General features: G+C 43.1%; 33 protein-coding genes. 6 read left to right on the forward strand and 27 right to left on the reverse strand.

Annotated features, from left to right (window positions below; translation table 11 throughout):
- From MKX74_RS14500 to metH, 8 genes are all read right to left on the reverse strand, one after another.
- Positions 1 to 774 (reverse strand): ABC transporter ATP-binding protein, encoded by a 774-nt coding sequence (locus MKX74_RS14500; protein ID WP_341178895.1) that lies wholly within the window; start codon positions 772 to 774, stop codon positions 1 to 3.
- Positions 771 to 1,085 carry a thioredoxin family protein gene (locus tag MKX74_RS14505; protein ID WP_341178896.1) on the reverse strand — a complete coding sequence of 105 codons (315 nt, stop codon included), beginning with the start codon at positions 1,083 to 1,085 and terminating at the stop codon, positions 771 to 773. The genes MKX74_RS14500 and MKX74_RS14505 overlap by 4 nt, the downstream gene beginning before the upstream one ends.
- 6 nt (positions 1,086 to 1,091) lie before the next feature.
- Positions 1,092 to 1,430, reverse strand: coding sequence for a cyclic-phosphate processing receiver domain-containing protein (locus MKX74_RS14510; protein WP_028590780.1), 339 nt, complete (start codon positions 1,428 to 1,430; stop codon positions 1,092 to 1,094).
- Between the two features lie 110 nt (positions 1,431 to 1,540).
- Positions 1,541 to 2,380, reverse strand: a complete 840-nt coding sequence (locus MKX74_RS14515) for a deoxyribonuclease IV (RefSeq protein WP_341178897.1) — start codon at positions 2,378 to 2,380, stop codon at positions 1,541 to 1,543.
- A gap of 3 nt (positions 2,381 to 2,383) precedes the next feature.
- Positions 2,384 to 3,205, reverse strand: coding sequence for an Fpg/Nei family DNA glycosylase (locus MKX74_RS14520; protein WP_341178898.1), 822 nt, complete (start codon positions 3,203 to 3,205; stop codon positions 2,384 to 2,386).
- A gap of 33 nt (positions 3,206 to 3,238) precedes the next feature.
- Positions 3,239 to 4,018: a TIGR01457 family HAD-type hydrolase gene (locus tag MKX74_RS14525; protein WP_025680108.1), complete on the reverse strand. Its 780-nt coding sequence runs from the start codon at positions 4,016 to 4,018 to the stop codon at positions 3,239 to 3,241.
- A gap of 348 nt (positions 4,019 to 4,366) precedes the next feature.
- Complete coding sequence (rnz, locus tag MKX74_RS14530; RefSeq protein WP_341178899.1) at positions 4,367 to 5,299, reverse strand: ribonuclease Z; 933 nt, start codon at positions 5,297 to 5,299, stop codon at positions 4,367 to 4,369.
- A 74-nt stretch (positions 5,300 to 5,373) separates the two neighbouring features.
- Entirely contained in the window at positions 5,374 to 8,811 is a 3,438-nt protein-coding gene (metH, locus tag MKX74_RS14535; protein WP_341178900.1) for a methionine synthase, read from the reverse strand.
- 318 nt (positions 8,812 to 9,129) lie between these two features.
- On the opposite strand from metH, the gene MKX74_RS14540 reads away from it, so the two are divergent.
- Complete coding sequence (locus MKX74_RS14540; protein WP_341178901.1) at positions 9,130 to 9,672, forward strand: 1,2-dihydroxy-3-keto-5-methylthiopentene dioxygenase; 543 nt, start codon at positions 9,130 to 9,132, stop codon at positions 9,670 to 9,672.
- A gap of 288 nt (positions 9,673 to 9,960) precedes the next feature.
- Here MKX74_RS14540 and MKX74_RS14545 read toward each other — a convergent pair whose 3' ends face one another.
- The 4 genes from MKX74_RS14545 to MKX74_RS14560 form a co-directional block, all read right to left on the reverse strand.
- On the reverse strand, positions 9,961 to 10,755 hold the full coding sequence (locus MKX74_RS14545) for an HAD family hydrolase (RefSeq protein ID WP_018884267.1): 795 nt from the start codon (positions 10,753 to 10,755) through the stop codon (positions 9,961 to 9,963).
- 20 nt (positions 10,756 to 10,775) lie between these two features.
- A complete protein-coding gene (locus tag MKX74_RS14550) occupies positions 10,776 to 11,300 on the reverse strand; it encodes a hypothetical protein (RefSeq protein WP_018884266.1) in 525 nt (174 codons plus the stop codon).
- A gap of 69 nt (positions 11,301 to 11,369) precedes the next feature.
- Entirely contained in the window at positions 11,370 to 11,582 is a 213-nt protein-coding gene (locus MKX74_RS14555; RefSeq protein WP_341178902.1) for a DUF896 domain-containing protein, read from the reverse strand.
- A 323-nt stretch (positions 11,583 to 11,905) separates the two neighbouring features.
- The gene (locus tag MKX74_RS14560; RefSeq protein WP_341178903.1) at positions 11,906 to 12,139 is read right to left on the reverse strand and encodes a LysM peptidoglycan-binding domain-containing protein; all 234 of its coding nucleotides are present in this window, start codon (positions 12,137 to 12,139) and stop codon (positions 11,906 to 11,908) included.
- Between the two features lie 417 nt (positions 12,140 to 12,556).
- Here MKX74_RS14560 and lexA point away from each other — a divergent pair, with 417 nt between their 5' ends.
- Positions 12,557 to 13,183, forward strand: coding sequence for a transcriptional repressor LexA (lexA, locus tag MKX74_RS14565; protein WP_018884263.1), 627 nt, complete (start codon positions 12,557 to 12,559; stop codon positions 13,181 to 13,183).
- A gap of 273 nt (positions 13,184 to 13,456) precedes the next feature.
- Here the strand turns inward: lexA and MKX74_RS14570 are convergent, their stop codons facing one another.
- Entirely contained in the window at positions 13,457 to 14,182 is a 726-nt protein-coding gene (locus MKX74_RS14570) for a M23 family metallopeptidase (protein WP_341178904.1), read from the reverse strand.
- Positions 14,183 to 15,082: 900 nt separating this feature from the next.
- Between MKX74_RS14570 and MKX74_RS14575 the strand changes: the two genes are divergently transcribed.
- Positions 15,083 to 15,262, forward strand: coding sequence for a helix-turn-helix domain-containing protein (locus MKX74_RS14575; protein ID WP_341178905.1), 180 nt, complete (start codon positions 15,083 to 15,085; stop codon positions 15,260 to 15,262).
- Between the two features lie 284 nt (positions 15,263 to 15,546).
- Here the strand turns inward: MKX74_RS14575 and MKX74_RS14580 are convergent, their stop codons facing one another.
- The 5 genes from MKX74_RS14580 to MKX74_RS14600 form a co-directional block, all read right to left on the reverse strand.
- The gene (locus MKX74_RS14580) at positions 15,547 to 15,921 is read right to left on the reverse strand and encodes a LytTR family DNA-binding domain-containing protein (RefSeq protein WP_341178906.1); all 375 of its coding nucleotides are present in this window, start codon (positions 15,919 to 15,921) and stop codon (positions 15,547 to 15,549) included.
- A gap of 11 nt (positions 15,922 to 15,932) precedes the next feature.
- Entirely contained in the window at positions 15,933 to 16,055 is a 123-nt protein-coding gene (locus MKX74_RS14585) for a cyclic lactone autoinducer peptide (RefSeq protein ID WP_341178907.1), read from the reverse strand.
- A gap of 4 nt (positions 16,056 to 16,059) precedes the next feature.
- The gene (locus tag MKX74_RS14590) at positions 16,060 to 16,575 is read right to left on the reverse strand and encodes an accessory gene regulator ArgB-like protein (RefSeq protein ID WP_341178908.1); all 516 of its coding nucleotides are present in this window, start codon (positions 16,573 to 16,575) and stop codon (positions 16,060 to 16,062) included.
- Entirely contained in the window at positions 16,572 to 17,201 is a 630-nt protein-coding gene (locus MKX74_RS14595; RefSeq protein ID WP_341178909.1) for a hypothetical protein, read from the reverse strand. Before MKX74_RS14595 ends, MKX74_RS14590 begins: the two co-directional genes overlap by 4 nt.
- Positions 17,202 to 17,322: 121 nt before the next feature.
- The gene (locus MKX74_RS14600) at positions 17,323 to 17,658 is read right to left on the reverse strand and encodes a YolD-like family protein (RefSeq protein ID WP_341178910.1); all 336 of its coding nucleotides are present in this window, start codon (positions 17,656 to 17,658) and stop codon (positions 17,323 to 17,325) included.
- A 135-nt stretch (positions 17,659 to 17,793) separates the two neighbouring features.
- Between MKX74_RS14600 and MKX74_RS14605 the strand changes: the two genes are divergently transcribed.
- From MKX74_RS14605 to MKX74_RS14615, 3 genes are all read left to right on the forward strand, one after another.
- The gene (locus tag MKX74_RS14605; RefSeq protein ID WP_341178911.1) at positions 17,794 to 18,018 is read left to right on the forward strand and encodes a type II toxin-antitoxin system HicA family toxin; all 225 of its coding nucleotides are present in this window, start codon (positions 17,794 to 17,796) and stop codon (positions 18,016 to 18,018) included.
- Positions 18,019 to 18,089: 71 nt separating this feature from the next.
- Positions 18,090 to 18,416, forward strand: coding sequence for a type II toxin-antitoxin system HicB family antitoxin (locus tag MKX74_RS14610; protein ID WP_341178912.1), 327 nt, complete (start codon positions 18,090 to 18,092; stop codon positions 18,414 to 18,416).
- A 266-nt stretch (positions 18,417 to 18,682) separates the two neighbouring features.
- Positions 18,683 to 19,129 carry a hypothetical protein gene (locus MKX74_RS14615; RefSeq protein ID WP_341178913.1) on the forward strand — a complete coding sequence of 149 codons (447 nt, stop codon included), beginning with the start codon at positions 18,683 to 18,685 and terminating at the stop codon, positions 19,127 to 19,129.
- A gap of 192 nt (positions 19,130 to 19,321) precedes the next feature.
- Here the strand turns inward: MKX74_RS14615 and MKX74_RS14620 are convergent, their stop codons facing one another.
- The 9 genes from MKX74_RS14620 to MKX74_RS14660 form a co-directional block, all read right to left on the reverse strand.
- Positions 19,322 to 20,032: a hypothetical protein gene (locus tag MKX74_RS14620; RefSeq protein WP_341178914.1), complete on the reverse strand. Its 711-nt coding sequence runs from the start codon at positions 20,030 to 20,032 to the stop codon at positions 19,322 to 19,324.
- A 74-nt stretch (positions 20,033 to 20,106) separates the two neighbouring features.
- The gene (locus MKX74_RS14625; RefSeq protein ID WP_341178915.1) at positions 20,107 to 20,334 is read right to left on the reverse strand and encodes a hypothetical protein; all 228 of its coding nucleotides are present in this window, start codon (positions 20,332 to 20,334) and stop codon (positions 20,107 to 20,109) included.
- Positions 20,335 to 20,401: 67 nt separating this feature from the next.
- Positions 20,402 to 21,283: a putative phage abortive infection protein gene (locus tag MKX74_RS14630; RefSeq protein ID WP_341178916.1), complete on the reverse strand. Its 882-nt coding sequence runs from the start codon at positions 21,281 to 21,283 to the stop codon at positions 20,402 to 20,404.
- A 78-nt stretch (positions 21,284 to 21,361) separates the two neighbouring features.
- Positions 21,362 to 22,090 carry an acetylglutamate semialdehyde dehydrogenase gene (locus MKX74_RS14635; protein ID WP_341178917.1) on the reverse strand — a complete coding sequence of 243 codons (729 nt, stop codon included), beginning with the start codon at positions 22,088 to 22,090 and terminating at the stop codon, positions 21,362 to 21,364.
- 260 nt (positions 22,091 to 22,350) lie between these two features.
- Complete coding sequence (locus MKX74_RS14640; RefSeq protein WP_341178918.1) at positions 22,351 to 23,544, reverse strand: hypothetical protein; 1,194 nt, start codon at positions 23,542 to 23,544, stop codon at positions 22,351 to 22,353.
- Positions 23,545 to 23,712: 168 nt separating this feature from the next.
- Entirely contained in the window at positions 23,713 to 24,588 is an 876-nt protein-coding gene (locus MKX74_RS14645) for a hypothetical protein (RefSeq protein WP_341178919.1), read from the reverse strand.
- Positions 24,589 to 24,664: 76 nt separating this feature from the next.
- On the reverse strand, positions 24,665 to 24,835 hold the full coding sequence (locus tag MKX74_RS14650; RefSeq protein WP_341178920.1) for a hypothetical protein: 171 nt from the start codon (positions 24,833 to 24,835) through the stop codon (positions 24,665 to 24,667).
- 234 nt (positions 24,836 to 25,069) lie between these two features.
- Entirely contained in the window at positions 25,070 to 25,960 is an 891-nt protein-coding gene (locus MKX74_RS14655; protein WP_341178921.1) for a peptidoglycan recognition protein family protein, read from the reverse strand.
- The gene (locus MKX74_RS14660) at positions 25,957 to 26,226 is read right to left on the reverse strand and encodes a phage holin family protein (RefSeq protein WP_341178922.1); all 270 of its coding nucleotides are present in this window, start codon (positions 26,224 to 26,226) and stop codon (positions 25,957 to 25,959) included. Before MKX74_RS14660 ends, MKX74_RS14655 begins: the two co-directional genes overlap by 4 nt.
- Positions 26,227 to 26,228 lie beyond the last annotated feature (2 nt).

The following is a 26,228-nucleotide window of genomic DNA, read 5'->3' on the forward strand; positions in this document are numbered from 1 at the left end:
TTAACCTCCAGTGCGCACCCGAATCCAAGGCCGATCTTCATCCCAATTCAGATCGACGCTGATATCATAGGTGTGCATAATCGTTTCTTTTGTCAGAACTTCCTTTTTCGGCCCAGCAGCCACTATCCTGCCATCTTTAATGAACGCCACATGCGTGAATAGAGGTACAATTTCCTCAATGTGATGAGTAACATATATGACCGACATATTCCGTTGCCGCAACTGATCGATCTCGATCAGCAAGTTCTCCCGCTCATACAGATCAAGACCTGAACATGGCTCGTCCATGATTAACAGCTTCGGTTCCGCCATCAAGGCACGGGCCAGCATGACTTTCTTGCGCTCCCCCTGAGAAAGTGTGCCAAGCGGCTGCTCTAGCGTGCGTCCAAGCTTCATCCCCTGCAATAGTTGAATAGCCTTTTCCTTAGCTTCATCAGGAATGTCCTGATAAAAACGAAGAAACGCATACGCACCTGTCGCTACCGCCTCCCACACCGGGTCCTTCAAGGACATTTTCTCCAGCAAGGACTGACTGATATACCCAATATCCTTCCGGACCTCACGGACGTCACATTGACCGTATACATTGCCCAGCACCTCAATCTGGCCACTAGTTGGGAACAGATAGCCTGTCATCATCTCCAGTAAGGTCGTTTTGCCTGAGCCGTTTCGCCCCAAAATGGCCCAATGCTCATCTTGTCCAAGCTGTAGGTTGACATTATCCAGAATGCGGACATTCCCGCGTTTAAGAACAATATCCTTCATCGAAATCATGCTTCTACACTCCTCACCTGTTCAAGCAAATGCTGTACGGACTCCATCCGATAAATGACACGGGGGCTCTCACTGCCTCCATCAAATAGAAGCAACGCAGGCACACTGGCAATCTGATACTCCTGTACGAGCTGAGGAATGCCATTAATGTTGGCTTGTACCAATATATCTGTATCCAGCATCTGCTCTACGACATCCAGCATCTTACGGGCGACAGCACACGTTCCGCACATGGGAGTGTACACATACACAGCCAAGCGGTATCCTTCCCAAATGCTCCGTTGCAGTTCCTTCTGTGCAAGCTCCTTCATAGCGGACTATCCTTCCCCTGCAATCTGGATGAGTAGCTCATGAGGCATAGCATGGTTATACAACTGAACATCATTGGGCTTATGCTCATACAGTAGCTCATACATGGCTCTTCTGCCGTAATCACTAGAGGAATGGAGATAAATACGTCTAGGATACAGCTTCTCTCGCACAATAGCCGAAGCAACCTCAAGTCCTGTCGTTCCCCATGGTCCCAGATCAAAATCAAGGGAGAGAATATCTATTTGATCGTGGCATTCTCTAAGCATCACTATACATTCCTCAGCATCTCTGGCGAGGGCGAAGCCTTGTGGGCAAGGCCTGTAATCATCCATATATAAATGCATTCGATTGCTCCTCCATCCACCTATCATCCCCTGTTGCATCCCGTTGGTGTACTGCTTGTTGTGGTAGTTATTCATACTATTCACTATACATACTCTTCTGGCTACACATGCTATTCAAACCAAGAATAGAGCATGTGTATGTCCTCCTGATGAGTACCATCCTCACCAGGTGCACTTTCCAGTATAACAGGGATTGAACGGATCGTCTCGTGCTCCAACAACCAGCGCAAGCCTCGCTCCCCAATTCGACCCTTTCCCACACGCTCGTGGCGATCTTTCAAGGACCCGGCCCCATAGCGTGAATCATTAAGATGTACTGCTCCGAGTGTTGCCCAATAGCCCAATGTCTCTCCTTTATTCCACCATTCATCATCCGGCTGCCCACTCCACATCCCCGAAGCAAAGGCATGGCAGGTATCCAAACAGAAGCCGATACGCTCAGGGGCATGGCACAGATTGCGAATCTGCACCATTTCCTCCATCGTGACTCCCATCGGCCCGTGATCTCCCGCTTGATTCTCCAGCAGAATTTTCGTCTGCCCGTGCCAGTCCTTCAGAACATCATTCAGACATTGAATAATGTTCTTGTAGCCCGTGAGCGGATCTGCTGATTTGAGATGTCCAAAATGAACAACGATCCCCGAGGAGCCGCACCCTTCTGCAATGAGCAGATCATTGCGAAGAGATGCTACGGTCGCAGCGTAGAGCTCGTTCCCTTGAGTCATTCCTGTCGCCGGATTCACTACATAGGCAGTATGTACAATGGATTGTAGCCCATGAGTACGACAATAGCGAAGACAAGCCTCAGTATCTCTAAGATCGGGAGCCTTAAGCTGAAGGCTGCGCGGATTTTTCGAAAAATACTGAAAGGCCCCCGCTCCTGCGGCTCGGGCTCTCTCTGCGGCCTTGAGAAAGCCTCCTCTGGTGCTAACGTGGGCGCCGATATACATGAGTTATACCTCAGTCTGACAATCTGGGCAGTAAAATACCTTACGGCTCGCGAGCTCGACTCGGCGAATCTTACCGGAGCAGCGCGTGCATGCCTCTCCCTCACGATCATATACTCTGCACTGATCATTGAAGCCACCCGTGTGAGTATCTTCCTTAAATAGTGGCATCTCCATATAACCCCCGCCCTGATATGCTTCACGCAGTACAGATTGCATAGCATGATACAGCTTGCTCGTAAGTTCAGCGGATGCAGCAATGCCTGTAATTTTGGAGGAAGGCGTTATGCCTGCGATAAAAGCAATTTCATCTGCATAACAGTTGCCAATGCCGGCAATCCAATGCTGATTTACAAGCGTGCTCTTGAGAATTCCACGGCGACCTTTTAGCAGTCCAGTGAATTTCTCCAGCGTCATATGGCGGTCTAAAGGATCAGGGCCCAGATCAGATAGTGCCTCCATTGTCTCCTTCGAGGTCAATAAGTGAAGATATCCTAATCGCAAGCCAATGAACCATAGCTTCAGCCCACTAAAGTCCAGCTCAATTTGCGTGGTACGATCAGGCTTGTCCTCCTCACTGCCCAGATACATCATACCCCCGAGCATCAGATGTAGCAGTAGACGGCGTCCTGAATTCAGATGGAAGATCAGATGCTTACCTTTCCGCTCAATATACACGACACTGTTCCCAATCAATGCATTACGAAATACATCTGTGGATACGTTCAGAGATTTTTCCCGTTCTATGGTGACGCCCGTAATGGGTTGATCAAGAATGCGTTCAGACAGTAAAGTGCGATAATTCTCCATTTCCGGTAGTTCAGGCATTAGTTCATCAATCCTTCCGCATAAAATAAAATGTTAGCGCTCCAGCCAAGTCAGGAGCTCTGGCAGATCATTGAATACATAGTCCGGCCTTACGGCTGCGACCTTCATATGTGCTTCCATATTGGTCCGTGTAGATACGCCTGTCAGAACCAGGGCTGTCTTGCATCCAGCTGCCGCTCCTGCAGCGATATCCGTACGTATGTTATCCCCAACGACTAGCGTATCGGCAGCGTTCACTCCAAGAAGCTCCAATGCATAATCCATCAGAATGCCGGACGGCTTGCCGATTACTAGTGGCTTCACCTGAGTCGCTGCTTCGATGGCTGCTCCCAAGGTGCCTGCACCAGGTATAAGTCCACCAGATGCTGGGAGCTGCAAATCAGGGTTCGTCATGACGAACTTCGCCCCATCCATAATCCAGCGCATCGCAGCAGCCAGCTTATCATATGTAAAATGCCGATCAATCCCTTGCACGACAACATCAGGACTCTCTTCCACAAGCTGTAGACCTGCGTCCACAATGGCCCGCTGTAATCCTTCCTCTCCTATGCAGTATACCCTTGCCCCTGGATGTTCTTCCGCAATATATCTGGCGGCAGCCATCGCTGAGGTACATACGTCCTGTGAATCGGCGGGAATTCCCATTCCTGACAAGTGTAACGCTACCTGCTCAGGTGTCCTTGATGAGTTGTTCGTTACGAATAAATAAGGGAATTCTTTCTTTCTCAGGCTTAATATGAAACGATCTGCCTCTGGAATCATATGACTACCGTGATATAATGTTCCGTCCAAATCAATAAGTAAAGGCTTCATAGCTGTACCTCCAAGCGGTTCCCCACCGTAGTAGCAATCTTTGGGCAATATAGAAATCCTGAATAAAACTGTTCATTCCCCGCTGATTGTAAACCATGTGTCGCAATACGTCAAAATCAATAGCAGGAATACATGACACCGAAGAAATCCTGGTCGAATGGGAGCAATTTATGTATCAAATATTAAGAGTTTCGTCAAGAACAAATGTCGTATCCTGCGCTTGCCCGGAAAATAATCACCGGAAATATCCCGCAGAACACCGATTTTTTACCTCTACATAGACAAAAATAAGTGCCGGAGTCAGCCTCCGGCACCTGCAAAATGAGCCTGAAATGAGCGTCTGGATCGTTATTCTCCGGCTCCTGTTATAGGTAATATAATATGCTCCTCAGCCAGCAGCGTATTAGGAAATACCGACTTGGCCTCAGTCAGCAATTCCTCCAGCTCCTCCATGTCTTTGTATCTTGAGCTGAAATGTGTTAGTACAAGCTGGGTCACCCCTGCTTGCTGTGCTGCTTCAGCTGCCTGACGAGCAGTACTATGATAGTATTCATGTGCTGTATCAGCCAGTCCATGGGCAAATGTAGCTTCATGCACGACCAGGTCCGCATCGGCTGAGAGCTTAACGATACCCTCACAGGGACGAGTGTCCCCTAAGATCGTGACAATTTTGCCTTTCTTCGGATCACCCAGTACATCCTCGGGATGCACCACACGTCCATCCTCCAGATGAATAGGCTCACCCTTTTTCAATTGACCATACAATGGACCGGGCTTGATTCCATATTGCTGTAGCAATGCTGGCTCCAGCCTGCCTGGTTTATCCTTCTCGATGATGCGATAGCCATAGCTGTCTATTCTGTGCTCCAGGAGAGCGGCCTCTACCCGAAACTGCGCATCCTCGAAGATGACGCCTCCCTGATGCTCTATAATCTCCAGTGGGTAGTTAATCCGCGACTGACTTAGCTCAAGCGAGGTATCAATATATTTCTTGATCCCTGGTGGGCCATATATGGTTAATGCATTCACACCACCCTGATACGCCCGACTGGAGATTAGCCCCGGCAAGCCGAAAATATGGTCACCATGCATGTGCGTGATGAACAGCTTTTCCAGCTTGCTTAGCTTTAACGGGGATTTCAGAATCTGCTGCTGTGTACCTTCACCGCAATCGAATAGCCACATGCTTCGACGCTCCTCCAGGAGGCGCAATCCAATGGAAGTCACATTCCTTTGTAATGTCGGTACACCCGCATTTGTCCCCAAAAAGTACAGTTCCATACCTCTCTACCTTCTTCCTCTGATCAGACCGAATCCTCAGGCCAGACATCTGCCCAAACATTCTGCAATAAGAGTTATACCTTTTCTACGTTAAAATATTGTGCCTGCGGATGACTGAACACCATCGCAGATACGGAAGCCTCTGGCTCCATCATAAACCCTTCCGTCAGCTCAACACCAATATCCTCTGGCTTTAACAGCTTGAATAGCGGCTCCTGGTCCTCAAGGTCCGGGCAAGCTGGATAGCCAAACGATACCCGAATCCCCTGGTATCTGGCTCCATGACGCTGCTTCATTGTCATGTCAGCAGGATCTGGGAAGCCCCAAATATCGCGCATCATGTGATGTACTCGCTCTGCAAGCCCCTCAGCTACCTCTAGAGCCACAGCTTGCAGGGCATGGGATCTCAGATAATCCCCTTGGTCCTTCCAGGCTGTCGAGAGCTGCTGTATTCCTTGACCCGCTGTGACGACCATGAAGCCAACATAATCCATAATGCCAGAGCTAACCGGCTTCAGGAAATCCGCCAGACACAAGTATGGCTCCACTTGCTGCCGAGGGAAGGTGAACTTGTGCAGCACCTTCGATGTGTCAGCCGGATCATACACAAGAACGTCGTTACCCTCAGACTGTGCCGGGAAGAAACGATACATGCCATGCGCCTGAATAATTGAGTTCTGTACCGCTTCCTGAAGAATTCCATCTACCGTTTCCTTTAAACTGATCGCTTTGGGGTCGCTCGCGGCGAGCAACTGCTCTACATTGCCCTTCAGCCCAAGATGATGCCCCAGCAGCATCTGCATATTTACATAAGGAATAATATGGCCGATCGGATAGTTACGCAGAACATGGCGCTCCAGATCCGGGGCTGTATAGACTGGTACGTCTGTCGAGATATTGGAACGCACAGCCCGGCTAAGCGCTGGCATTGTCTTAGGAACTGTCGCGGTCGCTGCCTCAGCTGCCTGCTCATTTTTCATTTCTTGGAGCATGACCTCGCGCGTCTGCGGATTCATCAGCTTATTGGCGATATCCAGACCATCCATAGCATCCTTTGCGTATACTACCATTCCATCGTACTCAGGGCGAATCCTTGTTTTTGTAAATTTACGTGTCAGAGCAGCACCGCCTACGAGAATGGGCACATCAATGCCGGCTGTCTTCAAATCCTGCGCTGTAACGATCATTTGCTGTGCTGATTTGACCAGCAGCCCTGACAATCCAATCGCATCGGCCTTTTCCTCACGATAAGCTTCAATAATCCGCTCGGGTGGTACTTTAATACCCAGATTAATGATTCGGTAACCATTGTTGGAGAGGATGATCTCTACCAGATTTTTACCGATGTCGTGAACATCCCCTTTAACGGTTGCCAGTATAATTTTCCCCTTCACCGAGGATTCATTCTTTTCCATGAAAGACTCCAGAAAAGCTACAGAAGCCTTCATGACCTCGGCACTTTGGAGTACCTCAGCTACAATAAGCTCATTGTTATTGAAAAGTCGTCCGACCTCTTCCATACCCGCCATCAGTGGACCGTTAATGATCGCGAGTGGTGCATATTTCTTGAGTGCTTCCTCCAGATCAGGAATAAGCCCTTCTTTACTGCCCTCGACTACATATGACGCCAATCTCTCTTCCAGCGTCAGATTGGAGACCTTCTCCTTCTTCTCTACCTTCTTATTACGGAAAGCTGCAACGAAGGATGCCAATGTCTCATCATTGGTATTATATATCAGCTCTTCAGCCAGCTTCCGCTCGAACTCGGGAATGGACGCATAGCGCTCCAGCTTCTCTGTATTTACAATTGCATAATCCAGACCTGCCTTCGTGCACTCATATAAGAAGACCGAGTTCAGCACCTCACGGCCAGCTTCTGGCAGGCCGAACGATACGTTACTGATTCCCAGAATGGTATGCACCCCTGGCAGTGCCTCTTTAATGATCCGGATAGCTTCAATCGTCTCCCCCGCCGACCCGATATACTGCTCATCTCCGGTTCCTACTGGAAATACAAGTGTATCAAAGATGATATCTTCCGACTTGAGACCATGATGGTTCACCAGCAAATCATGTGAGCGCTTGGCAACCTCCAGCTTATCCTCACGGGTGATCGCCTGACCACGCTCATCAATCGTACCTACTACAACGGCTGCACCATACTTATGAATCAGTGGTACAACGGCATCGAACTTCTCCTCGCCATCCTCAAGGTTAATGGAGTTAATAATCGCTTTTCCCTGAGAATACTGCAGTGCCTGATCAATTACTTTGACATCTGTAGTATCAATCATTAAGGGAACCTTAACCTTGTTAACTACCAGCTTCAAGAAGGCTTCCATGTCTGTAGCTTCATCTCGATCCGGGTCCTGCACGCAAATATCAACGACATGTGCTCCACTCTTGACCTGCGCACGAGCGATTTCCGAAGCTTCCTCATACTTTCCTTCTACAATTAGGCGCTTGAATTTCCGTGATCCAAGCACGTTGGTGCGCTCACCAACCATATACGGACGATTATCCTGTTCAATATATACAGGCTCAATACCCGATAAAGCAGGAGAATGCTCTCCTACAAGTGGTCTTGGTTCATATTGAGACATGGCTTCAGCCATAGCCCGAATATGCTCTGGAGTCGTACCACAGCATCCTCCAGCAATATTAATCCAGCCCTTCTCAGCAAAAGCAGCCATCTTGCGAGCTAGCGAATCCGGTGACTCATGATACTGCCCGTTCTCATCAGGCAAGCCTGCATTAGGGTAACAACTGATTGCTGCACTCGAGATAGATGACAGCGAACGAATATGGTCCCTCATGAACTCTGGCCCTGTAGCACAGTTCAGTCCAATGGAGATCGGATTCAAGTGCTCTAGCGAGATGGAGAACGCTTCAATATTTTGCCCAGCAAGGGTCGTACCCATCGGTTCAATCGTTCCCGATATCATTAGCGGAAGCGTTACACCGCTCTTCTCAAATGCTTGCCGAATGCCAATACTCCCTGCCTTGACATTCAAAGTATCCTGTGAGGTCTCCAGCAGCAGCACGTCCACTCCGCCTTCGATTAGCGCGAGCGCCTGCTCCTCATAGCTCTCAACCAGCTCAGCAAAGGTGACACCACCCGTTACGGATAGTGTCTTTGTCGTTGGCCCCATCGCCCCAACCACATAACGGGGATTGTCCGGTGTTGTATATTTATCCACAGCCGCCCGTGCAAGCTTAGCCGCAGCCAGATTGATTTCACGTGACTTCTCAGGGATATCATAATCATCCAATACAACAGAAGTAGCACCGAATGTATTCGTCTCAATCAGGTCAGCCCCTGCCTCCAGATACTGCTCATGAATACGCTGTATTACATCCGGTCGCGTAAGGACCAGCATCTCGTTACAGCCCTCCAGCTCTTCGCCGCCGAAGTCTTCGGGAGAGAGTGTTTCCTGTTGAATCATGGTACCCATGGCACCATCCAGAATAAGGATTCGTTTCAGAATAGATTCCTGAATGCTTGGTTTCATCGCGTGCATGTTCCCCCCCGTAAAACGTTAAATCTTAGTTTAGCAGAAAGACCGTCAATATGATACATTCAACTCGCATTTTCATACATAAACCTTACATAATCAAAATCATAAACTACAGCTAAGCTTCGGCAACAGATACGAATCTCCCGTGATGGTAAATGCGCACCAGGAAATTCACTCTCTATAATTTCTCTCTAGCTATGGATAAGTTATGCATATCCTCTCATAATCTTCATCGACAAATGAACTATCATTGGTTATAATATTATATTAATATTAATATAATTAATCCAAGTGGAAAAGAGGGAAAATGAAATGGCTGAAATCGTGATTCGCAACACCGGGGAGCGTATTACTGGAGATCAGGCTGTGAGAGCATTTTTGGAGAAGCAAGAGGTGCTGTATGAGCATTGGGATGTCAGCAAGCTCTCTTCTGAATTGAAAGAGAACTTCTTGCTCTCAGATGAACAGAAAAAACAAGTACTAGAGACATTCGATAGCGAAATTAAGGACTTGGCGGCACGAAGAGGCTATAAAATTTGGGATGTGATCACTCTCTCTGAAGCCACACCGAATCTGGAGGAGCTTCTTGCCAAATTCGAGGATATTCATACACATACCGAGGATGAGATTCGCGCGATTGTCGGCGGCAAAGGGATTTTTATCATTAAGGGCGGCGAAGACCTTGGATACTTCAATGTTGAGCTCTCTCCAGGCGACGTGATTTCGGTGCCAGAGAACACCCCTCACTTCTTCACACTAATGGAAAATCAAAAAATCGTTGCTGTGCGACTGTTTATCGAGGAAAATGGTTGGATTGCCGAGCACTACGATGATCCTACTTTTATCAAGGCGTAATTCGAATTGTAACATTACAACTTATGGTGGGAAGATGGGTCACAGCTCAAACTCAATTCTTGCCTAGTTCGTAGTCCCTCTGCGCTTCAGCATCTCGTACGATGCTAACTATGAACAAGCTCCATGTTCTGAAAAGGAACTATGGAGCTTGTTTTTTTCGTATGCAAAAAACGGCACTGACCTCACAAAAAATGAGGTCATGCCGTTTTCGCTGCAATGATTAAGCCAAGTCCAATTAGGTGAACTTACCACAAAGAAAGGGTTCCAAGGATCAGTTAAGATGCCTGATTAGATCGTTTGAATGATATCGTGCAGCTCGGATAAATGCTTTATCTCGTAGTCTGGCTGAATCGATTCTGTATTTGTCTTACCGTTCCGGTTCACCCATACCGCACGAATATGGGCAGCTACCGCTCCCTTAATGTCCGTTGTCAGCTTATCACCCACCATAATTGCTTCCTCACTAGTAACACCTAGTTGGGAAAGAGCATGCTCAAAGATAGTCGGGTCTGGTTTCCCTTTCCCGAAGCTTCCCGAGATGATAATGTGATCAAAGTAAGGCGCCAGCTCAGGAACACCATCCAGCTTCTCCTGCTGCAGGGACGGACAGCCGTTCGTCAACAAAAGCAGCTTGAATTGGCGATCCTTCAGCTCTTTCAGAACTGCGAAGGTCTCCTCATATACGTACGGACGTGATCTCCGCTCAGACATGAATTGATCTGCCAGCCTTGCAGCCAGCTCCGCATCCTGTACACCTAATCGCTCAAGACCTTTACGCCAGGATTCTGTGCGATATACGGGCGCAAGCTGCTCCAGATTCCGGAACTCCGTCTGCTCTCCTCCATTGAAATGAGCCCATAAGCCTTCAAAAGGATTAATGCCTATCAATTTCGTGAATGGAAAGGTCTCATAGGACTCATAAAGTGCACGCGCCTCCGCACGTACTGCTTCTTTTAATTTCGCGGGATCGATTCCCTTCTCAGAAGCAGCCTGCTCACATACAGCATCGAAAGATTCCTCTACACTGCGTTCATCCCATAGCAAAGTATCGTCCAGATCAAACATAACAGCTTGGATTGTCATCTTAACCGCCCCACTCTTCTTTAGCTTTTTGGATGTTCTTCTGTAAATTTAATGTTGTGAAGTGCTGCAAATGCCTTCAGACGTTCGGTAATAGCGTCCGTGTCGTATCTGGCGAGTGTCTTGGAAAACACCCAGTTGCCCCATCTGCCATTCTTCTCAACCGTTACATAGCCACGTTGCACCTGAATACTCTTGATATCCTTCACTGCCATGAACTTCTCACGACCGCTGCGGAAAGAGTATAGTGTGTCCTTGGTTATTCTCAAGTAAGGACGGCGCAGGAAGAAGATAACTGCCAGTAATATATACAAAACAAAGACGACCCAGTCCATGGTGCCCATACCCCGATTGGTCAGAAAGAGCGTCATGGACAAATACAGGATAGCCAGGCCGGCCAGCATGACCGGTACACTCACATTGCGGCCATAGAACTTGTCTCCAGTCGAAGCACTGCCTCCTTGTATAGTTTGTTGACCGTTTTTCTTACGGTTTTTATTGACCTGCTGCATATTTTTACGTACTTTTCGCTCAAATGATCGAGACATATTCACAGTTCCTTCCCATGGAATATCCGCTAGTGCATAATTGAAGCGGTCTTACGGTTTTTCGAAGCATTATTGCTTGTTGCTGTCTGATCCATCTTCTTTTGAACTCTCATCATCCACGAATTCAATGGATTCCAGCTGCTGCCGGAAATTTTTACGGATGTTGCCGAGATATATTTCACGGAGCTCAGCTCGCTCCAGGGTCTCCTCTTCTGTAAGTCCCTCTTGTTTGGCTTTACGTGCGAGCACATTAATACGCTCAACTAATACCTCAATCTCCAATCTATTTCCCTCCATTATAAGCAAAGATATAATACACTTTGACATGTAGAAAAGAGCTTGTCAAGGCACGCCCCAACAAGCTACAAATGAAGTTCCAGACAAGACTAGGAACGGATATGTAATAGAAGATACAATATTACTGTATATCAACAATCGAGCTGGATTTACCATAAGAATCATGGGCTAGCTCATTCATATTAGCTGTATTTCGTAATCCTGCAAAGGATCGTACAAAGTCGATTACAGTGGGATTCAACTTAACAGCAGGGAGGATAGTCACTGTATCTACTATTCAAATTTCCAAGCTTGACATCCATCCAGTCTCAGGGTAGGTACAGCACCTGCCCAGCTCTTACTCCTGACTCCTTCAACCCATTTACATGCTTGATCGCTTCAATATAGACTCTCGGGTCCATTCTCTTAGGCTTATGGGACACCGCAATACCCCACAACGTATCCCCAGGTTCTACAACAACCTTTTCGGTCAATGGCTGAGTATTTCCCTCATCAGCAAGCACTGTAATAATTCCTGTTCCGCTCAACCACAACACAAACATAATTGAAACAAGTCTGAACAAAACGGATTTTGTAAGTCTCACCAGTAAGCTTTGGGTATGTGAAATTGCTTCAGAGCTTGTAGAAGCATAGATGCTATTATAAGTTGTATATCTCATTTTCCGAGCCCTCCAAACATGTGTTCGTTAATGTTGAAATCAATATAACACGAACACATGTTTTGTTCAATACATTTTCCGAACAAAGGTTCTCCTTTTTTTCGACTTTGTTCCGAAGATTAACTTCTGCCTCTTTTCATACACCCGCCTTGATCTCAACTATCCAGTATTCCAGTCAATGGCTATCTGGAAACGGATCTAACTTCATTTAATCACTTACTATTTAGAACTTATGTTTGTGCGAACGGAAGTTCTATGTTATAATTTTCCCAAACGTTACTATATTGGGGTTGATACGGTATGTCCAAGATTTCCAGCAGACAACAGGCAATACTTGAATTCATACGTAATGAAGTACGCTTGAAGGGATATCCTCCTTCAGTCCGAGAGATTGGCGAAGCAGTAGGCTTGGCGTCCAGCTCGACAGTTCATGGTCATCTGGATCGTCTTGAGAAGAAGGGCTTGATTCGTCGTGACCCTACAAAACCACGCGCCATTGAGCTTCTGGGTCAGGAAGAATCCGATAGTGCCCATATGTTCAACTATACGGTGTCTCGTGTCCCTGTCGTCGGCAAAGTTACAGCTGGTGTACCTATTACAGCTACTGAGAACATTGAGGACTACTTTCCTCTTCCTCAGCAGTTCGTTGGCGAGGACAAGATGTTTATGCTATCTGTTGTAGGAGATAGTATGATCGAGGCAGGCATTTCCAACGGGGATTACGTGATCGTTCGTCAACAACAGACGGCGAATAACGGAGAGATCGTCGTTGCCATGACTGAAGAGGACGAAGCAACTGTGAAGACCTTCTACAAGGAAAAGGATCACATTCGACTGCAGCCAGAGAACCCTGCTTTTGAACCGCTGCGTTTAACCCATGTTACAATTTTGGGCAAGGTTGTAGGACTCTTCAGAGATTTCCATTAGACTTCTTTCAGTATGTAAGATATAAGCCAATACACCCTCATTTACTATGAATGGACAAGCGTGCTTGCTTCTTCTAAGTATTATGAGGGTGTATTTTCTTACGTAATAACTAGGGAATGTCCTACTTTCGTAAAGCATAACGTGCGATCCAGTCTACTTTTCCAGCATATTTTTCTGGCATTATGCTTCTAATACTGCTTCAATTCAGGCCGTAGGATCATTTAGTGAGTATCCGGCTAACACGGATATGTGGGTGACTGGCAATACATTCATTTAGGAATTATTAGGTGTTTGATTAGTGGCTCTTTCGATCCTCTTTAAGCGCTCGTCTAGCTCTTTTACATTCCCCCCGACTTCTCCAATCAGAGTCAAGAAATTTCGCCGCAAGCGATTAATCACAATCGCTGCTTCCTCCCTCGTCATTGGAGCTCCTGGTCGACTGCCGTCAAAATAGCCGTTAGCTTCGGCTTCCTTCCAATCCTTCTCGGCCCATGGACTGACGCCATGAACATCTCTTTCCTGTGCCACTGGGTTCTCCTTCCCCGGCTCTGTTGCCCTATAATAATTTATCAAGTATTGAGTAGGCTCTACAACTCCGGCTTCTGTGGGTGTGTAGCCGTATGAGGGTGATGATGCCCTACGAATTTCGTAATGCAAATGCGGTCCTGTTGAACTCCCCGTACTCCCCTGCCGACCAATGACCTGACCTCGCTGAACTTGCTGTCCCTCTTTTACTCCCGCACTAGATAGATGTGCATATACATGTAGATATCCATGCACATCACGTATAGCAACAATTATACCCATATTACCGAATCCAGAGCCGGTAACTCCCAGTTTGGCATGAAGGACCAATCCTGAAGTAAATGCTTTTATTTCGCCATCAGGCGGGGTAATCACCAGATCCACTCCGCGATGAAATCTTCTGACCTGGTCCACAGGATGAGTCCGATATCCGAATGGGCTGGTAAGCCGGTAACCATCGAATGGATTTGTCATCTTGCTCGCCCCTCTCCTTTTCATGAATACGGACGTGTGATATAGAAAGCTAGTAATCTCTCTCACTACTCTCTTTACTGGTTACTCTCTTCCTTTATTCTATGATTACAGCAGGATATAGCAACGGCACCTCGTCGCCTGCTTTGTCCAAAAGCTTCAGCATTTATAGATTCGGGCTCCCCATACTCAATTTGAATTAGAATCAAAATACCATAACAAATTTCAACAAATGTGAGGAGAAGTATTTCTTAGCAGTAGATATCTTAGCAGTAGTAATTCTATGTATATGATCTACTTCGACAGTAGGGGTATTTCGCCCCCTTCAACAAAGCAAAAAACCCTTGGAGCCTTATGGTCCCAAGGGTTGTCATCTTAATACAAGGACAGATATTGATCGCGTTCCCATTGGTGAACTTGAGTTCTATTTATGTGCGATAGCATCACAGAATATTTTCCTTCATTAATATAGCGCTCTATCGCTCCCTTAGTAAAAGCAGTTGTTCATATTTTTTCATTGCTTTTCACGAGTTGGGGGATGTTTGGGGGACGATTCGGGGGATGACTTTACAGGGCAGACGAGTATAAATCGTCTGCCCTGTATGTCTAATTAAAGGTAAATTTATGAGTCCATGAAGGTGCTGTCACATTAATAGTGATGGGTTCGATTAGCCCCATAACTTTAATCACAGACAGAATATATAATTCGGCTAAATTCTTACTAACATCCCAACCGATAGTTAATTCATGTTGTAGCATAGATGCACGTCCTTTATTGCATTGATTTTGTATATGCTGTGTTGTTTACTTGTTAATAGTAGCGATGATATAATTCATTGATAAAACTTTTCTCAAGGGGATTGAAATATCTTGCGTGTCTCCCGTGGGAGATGCCGATTAAAGGTGCTGCTTAAAGATCGTCGTATGAAGCAAGTTGACCTTGCAATCAAAACAGGGTACAGCGAACAATTAATATCTAATTGGGCCAACAATCGAGATAAGATGTCCGCTGACGTGATGCTTAACATTGCATTTGCCCTTTCCTGTCAGGTCGAAGAGTTATACGAACTAATCTATGAGTGAGCCTATAGTCGGCTCTCCCCCGGGAAAAACTATGGCTGTGCCATAGTTAGTATCATCTTATTATCTCAATTACTTAACAAGACTCCCTCCTCTCTGAAGCCAAGACACTGAAGTAATGAAGGTCACTATGTCTATAATCCACAAGTCATAACTTCGCCATGACTATACTACTATTAAATACCATATAGTGTAATAAGTAAATAAAAATTCGCATCGCGAATTCGTCCCATTCTTCTACTTTATTCGACAAATTCCCTCCACAAAAAAGACCGCTCTCGCGCGGCCTAAATAAGCGTTATATCTGGATTCAAAACTTCAATCATTCTTTGTAGTTGTTTGTATCGGTGATTAACGATATCGCAGCTTTTGGATCTTCTGCCAGGATCGTATTCAAAGAACACTCTCTTGTAAATCGAATTGACCACAACTATATTATCAGTATTCACAAGTGTACTGCGATCCAGTTTCAAATATTTGAATCTGCTGTCATTTAGAGCTTGCTCCCAGTACGTAATCGTACCAGTCATGAAATACTCATCCCTTTGTGTATGTACCACAATTCGATCCAAACGTGATGAGTACTTCATGTACCAAACATCGCTAATGTTGACATGCTTTATTCCGCCTGCACCATCCGGCTCAGTAGTCACTGTAAGCATCCAATCAGCTCCTATTTAAGTAGTTCTTCGGGAACGTCTGGACTGTAAATGAATGCGATACTAGCAATACTAACAAAGCATGTCGCTGCAAAAGCCAAGCAGGACGCAACCGCTGTATAGATGTTTTTCTTCATGCCTTCACCTCCTTCCAACGACCAAAGTCAAGCTTTGGGCAAAGACCGCAATTGCTATTAATGGAGAGGCAACTAATAGATTTACACCTACCAAGACAAAAGATGACCATTTCAATACAGGGTAGTAAGTTTGGGGTATTCTGGACTGTTTCTCGATCCCCGCAGGTGCTAACAACAGAATGAGCAGCATGCTAATCACTGTAGCGCCTATAGTCCATATATAGTCAAATGAAATATAGGACAAGACCGTCATTAGAATGGTTGAGGCATACACACACCCCATTCCAGTCTTGAGATGAAAACCACCTGTCATTTGCCTGAGGATTGCGAAAGCCAGCATTATGATGATGACTTCTTTTGTTCGATCTGTAACAACCGAAATTAGCAATGTCAATGCAATAATGAACGACATATTTATTCCAATTGCTAGCGAAAATTTCAATTTTGCCACTGATGCAGGATGCTCTGGTACTACGCTTTTAATATGATTTGCCAGTCGGAGCGACAAACTTTCTATCACTTATCGAATTCCTCCCTTTCCTTCATAACTGCATAGTACAGAAACATAGCAGCCGCTAATGCAAGGAACAGCACTATTAATAGAAGGTTATTGAAAAACATAACAACTGTACACGCTACCAAAGCAGCCAGAATAAATGCCACTACTAAGACATGTTCCCACTTAAATCTTAGTGTTTCAAAATCAGCTATGAACCCAATTTTGAACTTATCCAGAAAGAACGCCAGCATAAAGGTAACGATTATGCAAACCAACTGTATCTCTATGCCCAATCCATTAGGCTCTATATCAAATGGATTTTTCCCTACTGCAGCAAGGATAACTAAGCCCTGAAATGCTGTGTAAATAAACATGCCTATTACAGCGATGACAGCTGACCACATTATCGGCACCCTAACCACAGTGCACAATAACAGTATGTAAAAGATCGTACTAATCGTTGGCATTAAGAAGGGCATAGATAATTCGTTTCTGACAACTAGACTAATCAAATTCATGAGCAATCCGATAAATAACCCTTGCCAGATGTAATCCTTTACACCTAGTCGAAAAATCGAAAGCATAAGCATGAATGCCGCTAACGTCTCTAAACTCCCAACAGCTAAGAACCGTATAGGCTCCCACATCACCATAACCCCTCGCGTAAATTAGATGTAAACACACTATAATAGTACATTTACCACAAGATTATTAGCAATCCAATTACCGCTCTATAATGGGATTTTTAGTTATAAGTATCATATTTTTTTATAAATAAACTAACAATATATCCTCTAGTTTGATCCACTTGTAATCGTTCTCATCTTGCATGAGCTTAATTTCCCTAAGGGACGTATTTAAAGCTGTCACCACTCCACTCGCCCGAACGTCCTCAAATGGGCTAAACACCTTCAGCTCCACAGGCACTCGTCGGTTGTAAGAATCCACAATCGCTTGCTCAATTAATTCGATCTCCTGAGCATCCAGAACTGGCTTGGATCTCCCAGTTTCTTCTATATAATGTCTCCGTATGCGTTCCGTATGTTCAGGTAGCATGAATCGGGAACTGTCGAACAGTCCGTTTCCCTGTAGCTTCTTAGACATGGCACACCCGCCTCCTGTGGTCAATAGCTCATCTTATTATATGCGAACATATATTCGTTTATCAATCGGAAATAAATTACTGAGTCACTTGATGAATAGTACTATATATGGTACTATACAAATAGGAGGTGAGACATGGCTAGGATTGAAAAACTGGTCCAGAAAATGAAAAACCGCCCTCACGGAATCCAATTTGATGAAGTCACCAAAGTACTCCAGCATTACGGTTATGAATTAGTGAGAAGTAAAGGCTCGCACTTTCAATTCCGTAACAGTTCAGGAGACCTGACAACCATCAAAAAGGAACAACCGCTAAAGGCGGCGTACGTCAAGGACGTACTGGACCGGATTGGGGAGTGACCGCTCCCCTCTCCTTATTCTTCATTATATCCTAGCCGGTAATCATGGAAAACAAGGATTTAGCTTATTATATGTCGCTTCCCTATACAATTCAGATCAGACCTGTAAAGGACGAGAGCGGCGACTATTTTTTTGCTACGGTTGCTGAGTTGGACGGGTGCCATAGTCACGGAAATACCTATGCTGAAGCTTACGAGAGCGTGCGCGAAGCTATGGAAGGTTATCTAGAGGTAAAGCTGGAGTATGGCGACCCGATCAACGAGCCGCTGAAGGATGATGAATACAGCGGGAAGTTTAATGTTAGGGTGCCACGTAGTCTGCACCGACAGTTAGCTGAGCGTGCAGCTGCGGAGAAGGTTTCACTGAACCAGTATTGCCTATATAAGCTGAGTAAGTGAGTATACGGAAAACTCGTGTTTTTTAGTGGCAATTCAGTGACCAAGACTCACAAGATAAAAATAATAAAGTAAACGTAAGCAGACTCGTTGACCTATTTGGTCAGCGAGTTTCTGTATGTTGAGTAGTATTTAAGCAAGTTTAACCCTATTATAGAATCTAGTTAATATATTCACTTTAAATTTAAATTGTTGAGTAATATTACCAAATAAGGTACAATTATATTGCCGATCGGATAATTCCAAAACATACTAAAGGAGATGTAAACATGGTAAAAGCAAGAAAATTCTTTATGGCAACTCTCCTCACACTTCTATTTTCTGCTCTTGTAGCTTCACCTTTATTCGCAGCTACTTCAGTCTCAAATTGGCATACAACTTTGTATGGAAAAAATATCAGAGAAGTTGGATCATCTTTTTATGTTACGAAGGGTTCTTACGTTACTATAAAGGTAGATCAGTATAGAATGTTAACTGGATATGGTGATGTTGACCGAAATAGCAACGCTAATGTTAAATATGAACTCTATAATCAATGGACTAACGAAATTGAAAGAAGCAAATCGTTTCATGGAAATTATGGAGGTGCTTTTGGAGATCCAGGAGAAGTAACTTTTTATAACTTACCTGAAGCAGACTATATAGTTGTAATAACAAATAACATCGACACCCCTTATGGCACAGCTACAGGCGGAAATGTTTATGTCAGTAAATGATTACAATTGTTAAACTTAGTACAAAAAAAGACCCACCGACTAATATAGGTTAGTGGGTCTTTGCATGTCTCCTAACCATACTTACTCCTTACTATCACGCCAATGACACGAATATACATTCATTTTATACGTCGAAATCAATCTTCCTTTTAGCATAAAAGGCCCTACTGTTTAAGATAAACAAGAACAGATTCAGTTGGGTGCTTTGATAAACTTATGTTTAAAAAAATTCTCGCATTGTGCAGCAGTAATATTAGTTCCCCCTTCTTCAAAATACATTAAATTATCTGGGTTTTTATTGTGCGCCTTTGAGTCGGCTTCTGGGTCTGGGTCTGGGTCCTCGAAGTCACTCAGGATGTGACCGATTTCATGAGCTAACGCATAGGGTCCAGCTTTCTCAGTAATAAACACTAGCGCACAGGGATCATCGCTTACATCACTGTATGCTCGACCAACTACCTTCTTGTTTGGATTCTCATTTAAAGAAAGGTAATCTCCAAGAATGTACCAAATCATAATGTTAATCTCTGGAAAATAACCTTTGTGTCGTGTTCTTTGTTTCGTAACTTCTTCTGCTTTCTCTATGTCCACCGGGATTTCTTCTGCCCTTAATTGTACCTTTGCCGTAGTACTAATATTGTCCCAAGTCCTCCACACATTTCTGATTTTTAATTTTTTTCCGCATTTCGTTTCAAATAATGCTTCTAAATTTCTAATGTGCTCGAGAAATCTTTTCTTGATTTCTTCTGGTATGCTATTGCTTGCTGGAAAAGGTTTAGGATCTGGATGGGAAATAAACAAACTGACATTTATATAGTTAGATTCGGGTATAGGTGACCTTGGATGTCTGCTATTTACAACCTGTGGACTTATACTTGGTAATATTTTTCCGATTTCACTCATTAGTTCATCCCCTAATTGTTTTCATTAGTGTCCCTCCTAGGACATGTACTTATACTAAAAAAGCTCCACCGGGGTTAGCCAGTAGAGCTCTTAATGTCGGTTCTAAATTCATATTGATCTCGGAAGAAATACGACCCGTCGATCTTGATTGACTCGGGAGTGTATTTCTCCACATGACCGCCATACTCGATAATCTCCATCATTTGATCATTAAGGGTCTTCACTACATATACCTTGCATTGTGATAATGCCGCTACTAGGAAATCATCGTCCGTGGTTAAAACTCTGTATGTATGACTCATAAAGCTCCCCTTTGAACAACATTCTTTCATTCAGAATAAAATCATAACTCAATATTTTAATAAAAATTCATAACTCAATATTTCTATTGCGTGATTCTATGTCATAAAAATCTGCCAGATCTTCTCTTGCAAAGAGTAGGTGTCTGTTTATATTTTCGAATATCCTGTATTTTCGCAACAATACACTTAGTTCATACCCCATCTCGCTGAGTCCGTGGTAAAGTATAATGATAATTTCGTGACTAGATAATTGGGATTTGAATATTCTAGCGTACATCAATTTATCTTCTTTTTTTAAGCTAGAACTATCTATTAGCTCCAATATAGTATAAAGATGATTGTAGTAATGAAATAAATCCGATTCTCGCTGACTGTACAAAGATCTATAACTGGATTTCAATGCATTTGAACGTTCAAGACCATTGATTACGCCATGATTATATTTCCTTTTTAACTCCTCGTAGTAGACCGCAAATGATTCTCTTCCCGTCTTTTGTCGAACTCCGCTCGAAGATTTGTGACCAATCATTGATGCAATAATTTCATTGTGTAAAGAAATCATTTTAAAGAATGTGTTTTCAAACCCCTGTTTCGTAAGATTTTCTGTTTGATTTTTCAATTCACTTCTGCTCTTTTCCATTTCTTCACGATTAAGTACTAACTCCTCCTTGGTGCTTTTTAACTCTTCACGTTGAGCTAGATACCCAGCTACGACAATCAAAAAAGTTGCGAATGTCAAAAAAGGGGTCGTCGATCCCCCTAACCAATCTCCTATAGTACCTAAAGTCATGTACCCCTCAAAACCAGTTCTGTTAAAAATCGAAGCTATTACGGATGGAGACAAAACACCTAAAATCACCATGAAAATCGACCCGAACAGTAAATACTTGTGTAATATTGTGTCTTTTGCATCTTTAGTTTTTTTATCCTGTAATTCATCTGGCTTCACCACGAAAATCCCCCTAATGTTAAAAATGCCCTACTAGCTAAAATAGTAGGGTGTCACTAATAAGTAGATTTTAATATATTATTCTTTAGTTTCTTCCGCGGGATGCTTTGATATAAAACTATCAACACTAGTTTGCAACAAAAGAGCATCAATTTTAGATTTCATTAAATATAGGAAATTTTGTCCTTCGGCAATCTTTCTAAAATCCTCAATATTAAAATCAATTATGAATACTCTTTCGTCTATTCTCTCCTTTTGAAGGAAGAGTTTCTTCGTGAGTCCTATAGCAGAATCCCATCCACCTCTTGCAGCCATTCCATGATACGAGAAAAGAAAACCAAACCTTGAAGAATTCGTACAAGTCAGAGAGTATAATTTACCTACCCATGTAACACCTATAGTTTTATTATAGTTTTTGCATTCCGATATTAGAAACCTACTATTAATACGATTTACTGGTAAAAAGCTCTCGAAAAGTATTCCTTTGAAATTGAAATCTATAAGTTGATCAATTTCATTTGTGCTATTTCGAATATTGTCATGAACCTCAAAGAATCCCGATCTTCCCCAAAGAAAAGAAACCAACTGCTCTAGAGCTTTTCCTTTTTGAATGGTGTTGTTGTTGTCCTGCCCTTTCCCAGTTTTTGTTACTCTGTTTTCATTTACTTTTTCTAAATTTAATAGTAATTTGTGATACTCAGCCAAATCATTATCATTTAGTTTCGAAAGAGTATTGAAATGTTCTTCCATGTCATCAATATTTTTAAACTGCAGATATTGGTAAGGTGACAAACCTTCATTACTCATCAATAATCACCTTATATACTGCTACACTGTTTTTAATAGCTGTTAATTCGGAATCACAGTTTTCGCAATCGTGTGACTCGGGAATTTCGGCAATTGTATTGTATATTGCTCCAGTAAATTGTCCACAACGATGACAGTATACTTCAAAGACAACAATAATAATCTTTAACTGTTTGATTATTTCCAAGACTTGATATGCGACTGACATATTTACATTTAACCGTCTTATCAGGACACCTGGATAAATAAGCTGGCCTTTTTTATATGTTGCTAGAATCGTTAGCAGGTCCGTCAGCTTCCGCTCCGTTAATATCTTCGAGTCGCTCAAACTCGATTTTATTCTTGATAATATAGTCGGTGACATTATTCATCTTCTCCATATTGGATTGTTGTCCATAATACTGCAAAAAGCTGTACTCTTGATTTAAATAATCGTGTTTAAACTTAACCGTTGTGCTTTTTCCTTTGTCAGTGCCTTTCCATATTAAGGCTATCCATGGTAGGTTGGCATTTGTCTCAATTTCAGCAATAAAACCATCGAGAATTTGTCTAATTTCAGGACTTTTATCAAAAAGTTCTTCATTTGATCTAATTAATTCTTTAAGCTCTCCGAGCAAGGGAAGGATATAATTCTCATTTGCTCCAGTATCAAGAACAGCCTTTCCTCCATTTGGTAAACTCATGGATTGTGAGTGCACGCTTACTTCGTCTTGCTCTAGAGTTTTAATGATATAGTCGATGACAGCAGGAAAGTTAATGTTTTCAAATTGACAATCCAAGTTTATCTTAAACCAATTTAACACAAGTTCAATTTGCTGAGTGTAAAAAAATTCATCATCTTGAAAATATGGTTTGACTCTGTCCAATCTAATCTCAAGCACTCCGAGGTGTTTGTGATATACTGCAATAATTGGATATTTGTACTGTTTCTTAATTTCTGTATTAGGAGGGAAACCCGAAAGCAGCCTACTAAATTTAAACATTATAATATTGCCTATAGCATATTTTGTTGGAATAATCGATTTATATGTTTTTTCATCAAAAATGTAATCATTGGGACGATTTGCTGAAAAATAATCAACAATCTTATTTTTTATAAGTCCTTCATCGATTAGAGTCTCATCAATCTCAGTAACGGAAAAAAGAACTGCAAACTTATAGGATTTCAAAAACTCATCTTTCTCGACGTGTCTCACTACCGATTGTGCTCTTGCTATTCCTTCTGAAAGCTGATTTTCTTCATCTTCGATATCAGATAAGTCCAAAACATTTTTACCTTCAGATACTTTTTTACTTTTCTCAAGTCGTACCACTTCGTTTTTTTCCATTTGTTTCAATAGTTTTTTTCTTGCATATTTCGGATAGCTTTCACTTACAGTTGAAGAAAGAATTTCAGGATAATTTGGATACACTTCAATATCTTCTGTTAATGTATTTGAAAATTTTTCAGTCATTTGTCTCACCTATCATATTTGTATTTTGAGGATAATTATCTTTCAACTAATATTGTGACTAGTGACATACATATACTAACTTACAATTGCAACGAAAATTTATAGTGAAAAAGGCCCACAGGTAAAAATCACCCGCTGGTTCACCACCAACAATGTAGAAAATGTATTTTATATCTCGAATGCAATAAATCTTCTAATTTCAGGCCTACGATTGCGTAAATCGAGTAGTAAACGATCTATGCCAGTAATAGGTTGGGTTCGTCTATCAAGACCCTGAACCCTAAGTTTTCTAAGGTCAGTTCTTGACATTGTTCCCACTCCATCCTCTTCACTCCAATAGTTTAACTCGAGAATTTCCTTTACCGGGACATTAATTAGACTAACAGCAAGTGGAGACCTTCTTAAATCCCCAACACCACCTCTACCAGGGGCCTTAAGAACAACTTCATATGTCTCACTGGTGTCTGTATTCCAGCCATTGATCCATGCCGAGTTGAGGTCGAGATCTCCCATTATTTTAGCATCTCTACTGAGTAATCTCCCTTGTGGGAATAGTTTTACCCTAAGAGATGTAATTCTGTTTTGATTAAAAACTTCAATAAACTCATCGTCGCTAACGTCCCGATTTGTGATTACATAATCAAACGCAGGGCCATAAATATCTTGGTACCCTCCATTAATCATTGTGGCAAGTCTCACAAGTGCTTGCTCTCTGTTGAGATTAGTAGCAGGATATTCCCTATGCTGAACAAAAAATCTTTGCTCTTGTAAATCGAGAGCGAAGTACGTGTTTAGATAAGGAGCAACATCAGGTACATATACGTTTTTATCATCATCTACGGAATTGATATCTGGTGAGTATTCTTCAGCTAAACATCCACAAATGATACCAGCTTGGTAATCAATTTCACTCGTGATGCAATACTCAAACCCTTGTTCTCCTGGTATTTTAGCTAAGCCTTGGAGATATTGAAACAATCTCCCCCCACCTTTGGCTAAATCTCCAGAATAAATCACCTGATACACTCTAAAATCCATATGCATATAGGCCTATCTCCTCTCGCCGGTAGATAGGCCTATTCTATCATGTCAATACGCATTTTGTCACATTTTATCTTTTTTAGTAAATAACAGCATCCTCTGCATCTATCCAGATATCCAGCCCATTTTCCATTTTGACTCTAATATCTGTCCCAATATCATTTTTTGAAATAGCTAAAATCGTGCCTACTATTCCATATATTTCAGGGTTACTGTTTGAAATAATTTCAATTCTATCATTAACCGCCATCTCCATACCTCCTGATTTATTGTTACAGGAATTATTCTCCATTACTTGTTCAACTCCTTCTATATTCCGATAATTATTTGTACTTAAACAAAATTATTCCACTTCCTAACAAAAATATCCCCTGCCAGTAAGCTGCAGGGGATACATAATCGATAATATCATTTTAAGGCCTATTCCAGTCTACAGTGTATGTGAAATGTCGAAAATAAGAACGAACTTCTTCGAAATATTTCCTCAATTACTCTTATCTTGTGTAATCAACATTCCTGCCCTATGCAGTACCGTCAGCAAGCTATAAAAATCATAACTACGCTTGGCAGTAGTGTCCACAATGCCAGCAGCCTTAGCTGCCTCGCAGGCCTTCACAGCCCACGATGGAATCTCCGGCATGCAGTTGTGCTGCTCCAGTTTCTTGATCGTTTCAGTTTGCTGCTTCACCGTCGCCTGTAGTTCTTCAAATGCCTTGTCTTCCTTTGTTGTCATTGAATCGTCGCCTCCGTTCATGATACATTGCATCTCTGCTTTGATGCCAGGGATGAAGTTGCGCTCAGCCGCAGCCTTTGTATTTCCATCCCCCATGAAATTTGATCCTGGGCAGGTTTTACTGGACTTATCTTTCACATAATCACCTAACCAGGCTCCAGACGAAGTGTACCAGGCATGATAGACGATATGGGAAGTATCGATAGGGATATTTAACTTAAGAGCTAGACAGGCATATAGGTGAAACACAGCTTGTTTTTGTGTTAATGTCATCGTATCCCCACCACGATCAAAGTTTCCGATGATCTCTATGCACAAAGCACCTGTATTGGCCCCTTTAATTCCAGCAGGCGTCTTATTCAAGTCTCGATCCAAGCTGATGGCAATGTGTCCATCCTCAAGTACGGTTATGTTTTGCCCTGTACCGGACCAACCCTGTGACAAATGGAACATTCTCATGCCCTCAAGACATTTCCAGACATCTTGTTTAGCTACTCCATTGACAATCTGACGAGTAGAGTAGTTAGGCAATGCTGTATGATGAACCTGGAGTTTGTCTATACTCCTGGTTATTTTTTGCTTGTCGAGCCACCCTTTGAATTCAGATGGCCCCATCAGCAAGAAATTTCCCTTTGAAATCATGGCTGATCAGTCCCTTTCTTCACCTGCTTGACCAGTTGATTACTATAAACGGCCACGGCACCACACAGCACACCCTGGACGATACTATGCGGACCGAATCCCAATAGCCAGATTGTCAGGCCCACAGCAACAAGCGTCACGGCGTAAACAATGCTCCAGTCAGGCACCTGCGGCGTCTTCTTGAGTATATATCCAACACACCAGCAAGCAGCCAGCACCAAAGCCAATCTTGTATCAAGCATTCCACTGATAATATCCCAATTCATAA

It is taken from the genome of Paenibacillus sp. FSL K6-1230 (assembly GCF_038002385.1).
Taxonomy (GTDB): Bacteria; Bacillota; Bacilli; order Paenibacillales; family Paenibacillaceae; genus Paenibacillus; species Paenibacillus massiliensis.

Coding starts and splice junctions, on each gene's coding strand:
- MKX74_RS14500 (WP_341178895.1), bottom strand. CDS start 774: ATGATTTCGATGAAGGATATTGTTCTTAAACGCGGGAATGTCCGCATT.
- MKX74_RS14505 (WP_341178896.1), bottom strand. CDS start 1,085: ATGAAGGAGCTTGCACAGAAGGAACTGCAACGGAGCATTTGGGAAGGA.
- MKX74_RS14510 (WP_028590780.1), bottom strand. CDS start 1,430: ATGCATTTATATATGGATGATTACAGGCCTTGCCCACAAGGCTTCGCC.
- MKX74_RS14515 (WP_341178897.1), bottom strand. CDS start 2,380: ATGTATATCGGCGCCCACGTTAGCACCAGAGGAGGCTTTCTCAAGGCC.
- MKX74_RS14520 (WP_341178898.1), bottom strand. CDS start 3,205: ATGCCTGAACTACCGGAAATGGAGAATTATCGCACTTTACTGTCTGAA.
- MKX74_RS14525 (WP_025680108.1), bottom strand. CDS start 4,018: ATGAAGCCTTTACTTATTGATTTGGACGGAACATTATATCACGGTAGT.
- rnz (WP_341178899.1), bottom strand. CDS start 5,299: ATGGAACTGTACTTTTTGGGGACAAATGCGGGTGTACCGACATTACAA.
- metH (WP_341178900.1), bottom strand. CDS start 8,811: ATGAAACCAAGCATTCAGGAATCTATTCTGAAACGAATCCTTATTCTG.
- MKX74_RS14540 (WP_341178901.1), top strand. CDS start 9,130: ATGGCTGAAATCGTGATTCGCAACACCGGGGAGCGTATTACTGGAGAT.
- MKX74_RS14545 (WP_018884267.1), bottom strand. CDS start 10,755: ATGACAATCCAAGCTGTTATGTTTGATCTGGACGATACTTTGCTATGG.
- MKX74_RS14550 (WP_018884266.1), bottom strand. CDS start 11,300: ATGTCTCGATCATTTGAGCGAAAAGTACGTAAAAATATGCAGCAGGTC.
- MKX74_RS14560 (WP_341178903.1), bottom strand. CDS start 12,139: ATGTTTGTGTTGTGGTTGAGCGGAACAGGAATTATTACAGTGCTTGCT.
- lexA (WP_018884263.1), top strand. CDS start 12,557: ATGTCCAAGATTTCCAGCAGACAACAGGCAATACTTGAATTCATACGT.
- MKX74_RS14570 (WP_341178904.1), bottom strand. CDS start 14,182: ATGACAAATCCATTCGATGGTTACCGGCTTACCAGCCCATTCGGATAT.
- MKX74_RS14580 (WP_341178906.1), bottom strand. CDS start 15,921: ATGCTTACAGTGACTACTGAGCCGGATGGTGCAGGCGGAATAAAGCAT.
- MKX74_RS14585 (WP_341178907.1), bottom strand. CDS start 16,055: ATGAAGAAAAACATCTATACAGCGGTTGCGTCCTGCTTGGCTTTTGCA.
- MKX74_RS14595 (WP_341178909.1), bottom strand. CDS start 17,201: ATGTGGGAGCCTATACGGTTCTTAGCTGTTGGGAGTTTAGAGACGTTA.
- MKX74_RS14600 (WP_341178910.1), bottom strand. CDS start 17,658: ATGTCTAAGAAGCTACAGGGAAACGGACTGTTCGACAGTTCCCGATTC.
- MKX74_RS14605 (WP_341178911.1), top strand. CDS start 17,794: ATGGCTAGGATTGAAAAACTGGTCCAGAAAATGAAAAACCGCCCTCAC.
- MKX74_RS14610 (WP_341178912.1), top strand. CDS start 18,090: ATGTCGCTTCCCTATACAATTCAGATCAGACCTGTAAAGGACGAGAGC.
- MKX74_RS14615 (WP_341178913.1), top strand. CDS start 18,683: ATGGTAAAAGCAAGAAAATTCTTTATGGCAACTCTCCTCACACTTCTA.
- MKX74_RS14620 (WP_341178914.1), bottom strand. CDS start 20,032: ATGAGTGAAATCGGAAAAATATTACCAAGTATAAGTCCACAGGTTGTA.
- MKX74_RS14625 (WP_341178915.1), bottom strand. CDS start 20,334: ATGAGTCATACATACAGAGTTTTAACCACGGACGATGATTTCCTAGTA.
- MKX74_RS14635 (WP_341178917.1), bottom strand. CDS start 22,090: ATGAGTAATGAAGGTTTGTCACCTTACCAATATCTGCAGTTTAAAAAT.
- MKX74_RS14640 (WP_341178918.1), bottom strand. CDS start 23,544: ATGACTGAAAAATTTTCAAATACATTAACAGAAGATATTGAAGTGTAT.
- MKX74_RS14645 (WP_341178919.1), bottom strand. CDS start 24,588: ATGCATATGGATTTTAGAGTGTATCAGGTGATTTATTCTGGAGATTTA.
- MKX74_RS14650 (WP_341178920.1), bottom strand. CDS start 24,835: ATGGCGGTTAATGATAGAATTGAAATTATTTCAAACAGTAACCCTGAA.
- MKX74_RS14655 (WP_341178921.1), bottom strand. CDS start 25,960: ATGATTTCAAAGGGAAATTTCTTGCTGATGGGGCCATCTGAATTCAAA.
- MKX74_RS14660 (WP_341178922.1), bottom strand. CDS start 26,226: ATGAATTGGGATATTATCAGTGGAATGCTTGATACAAGATTGGCTTTG.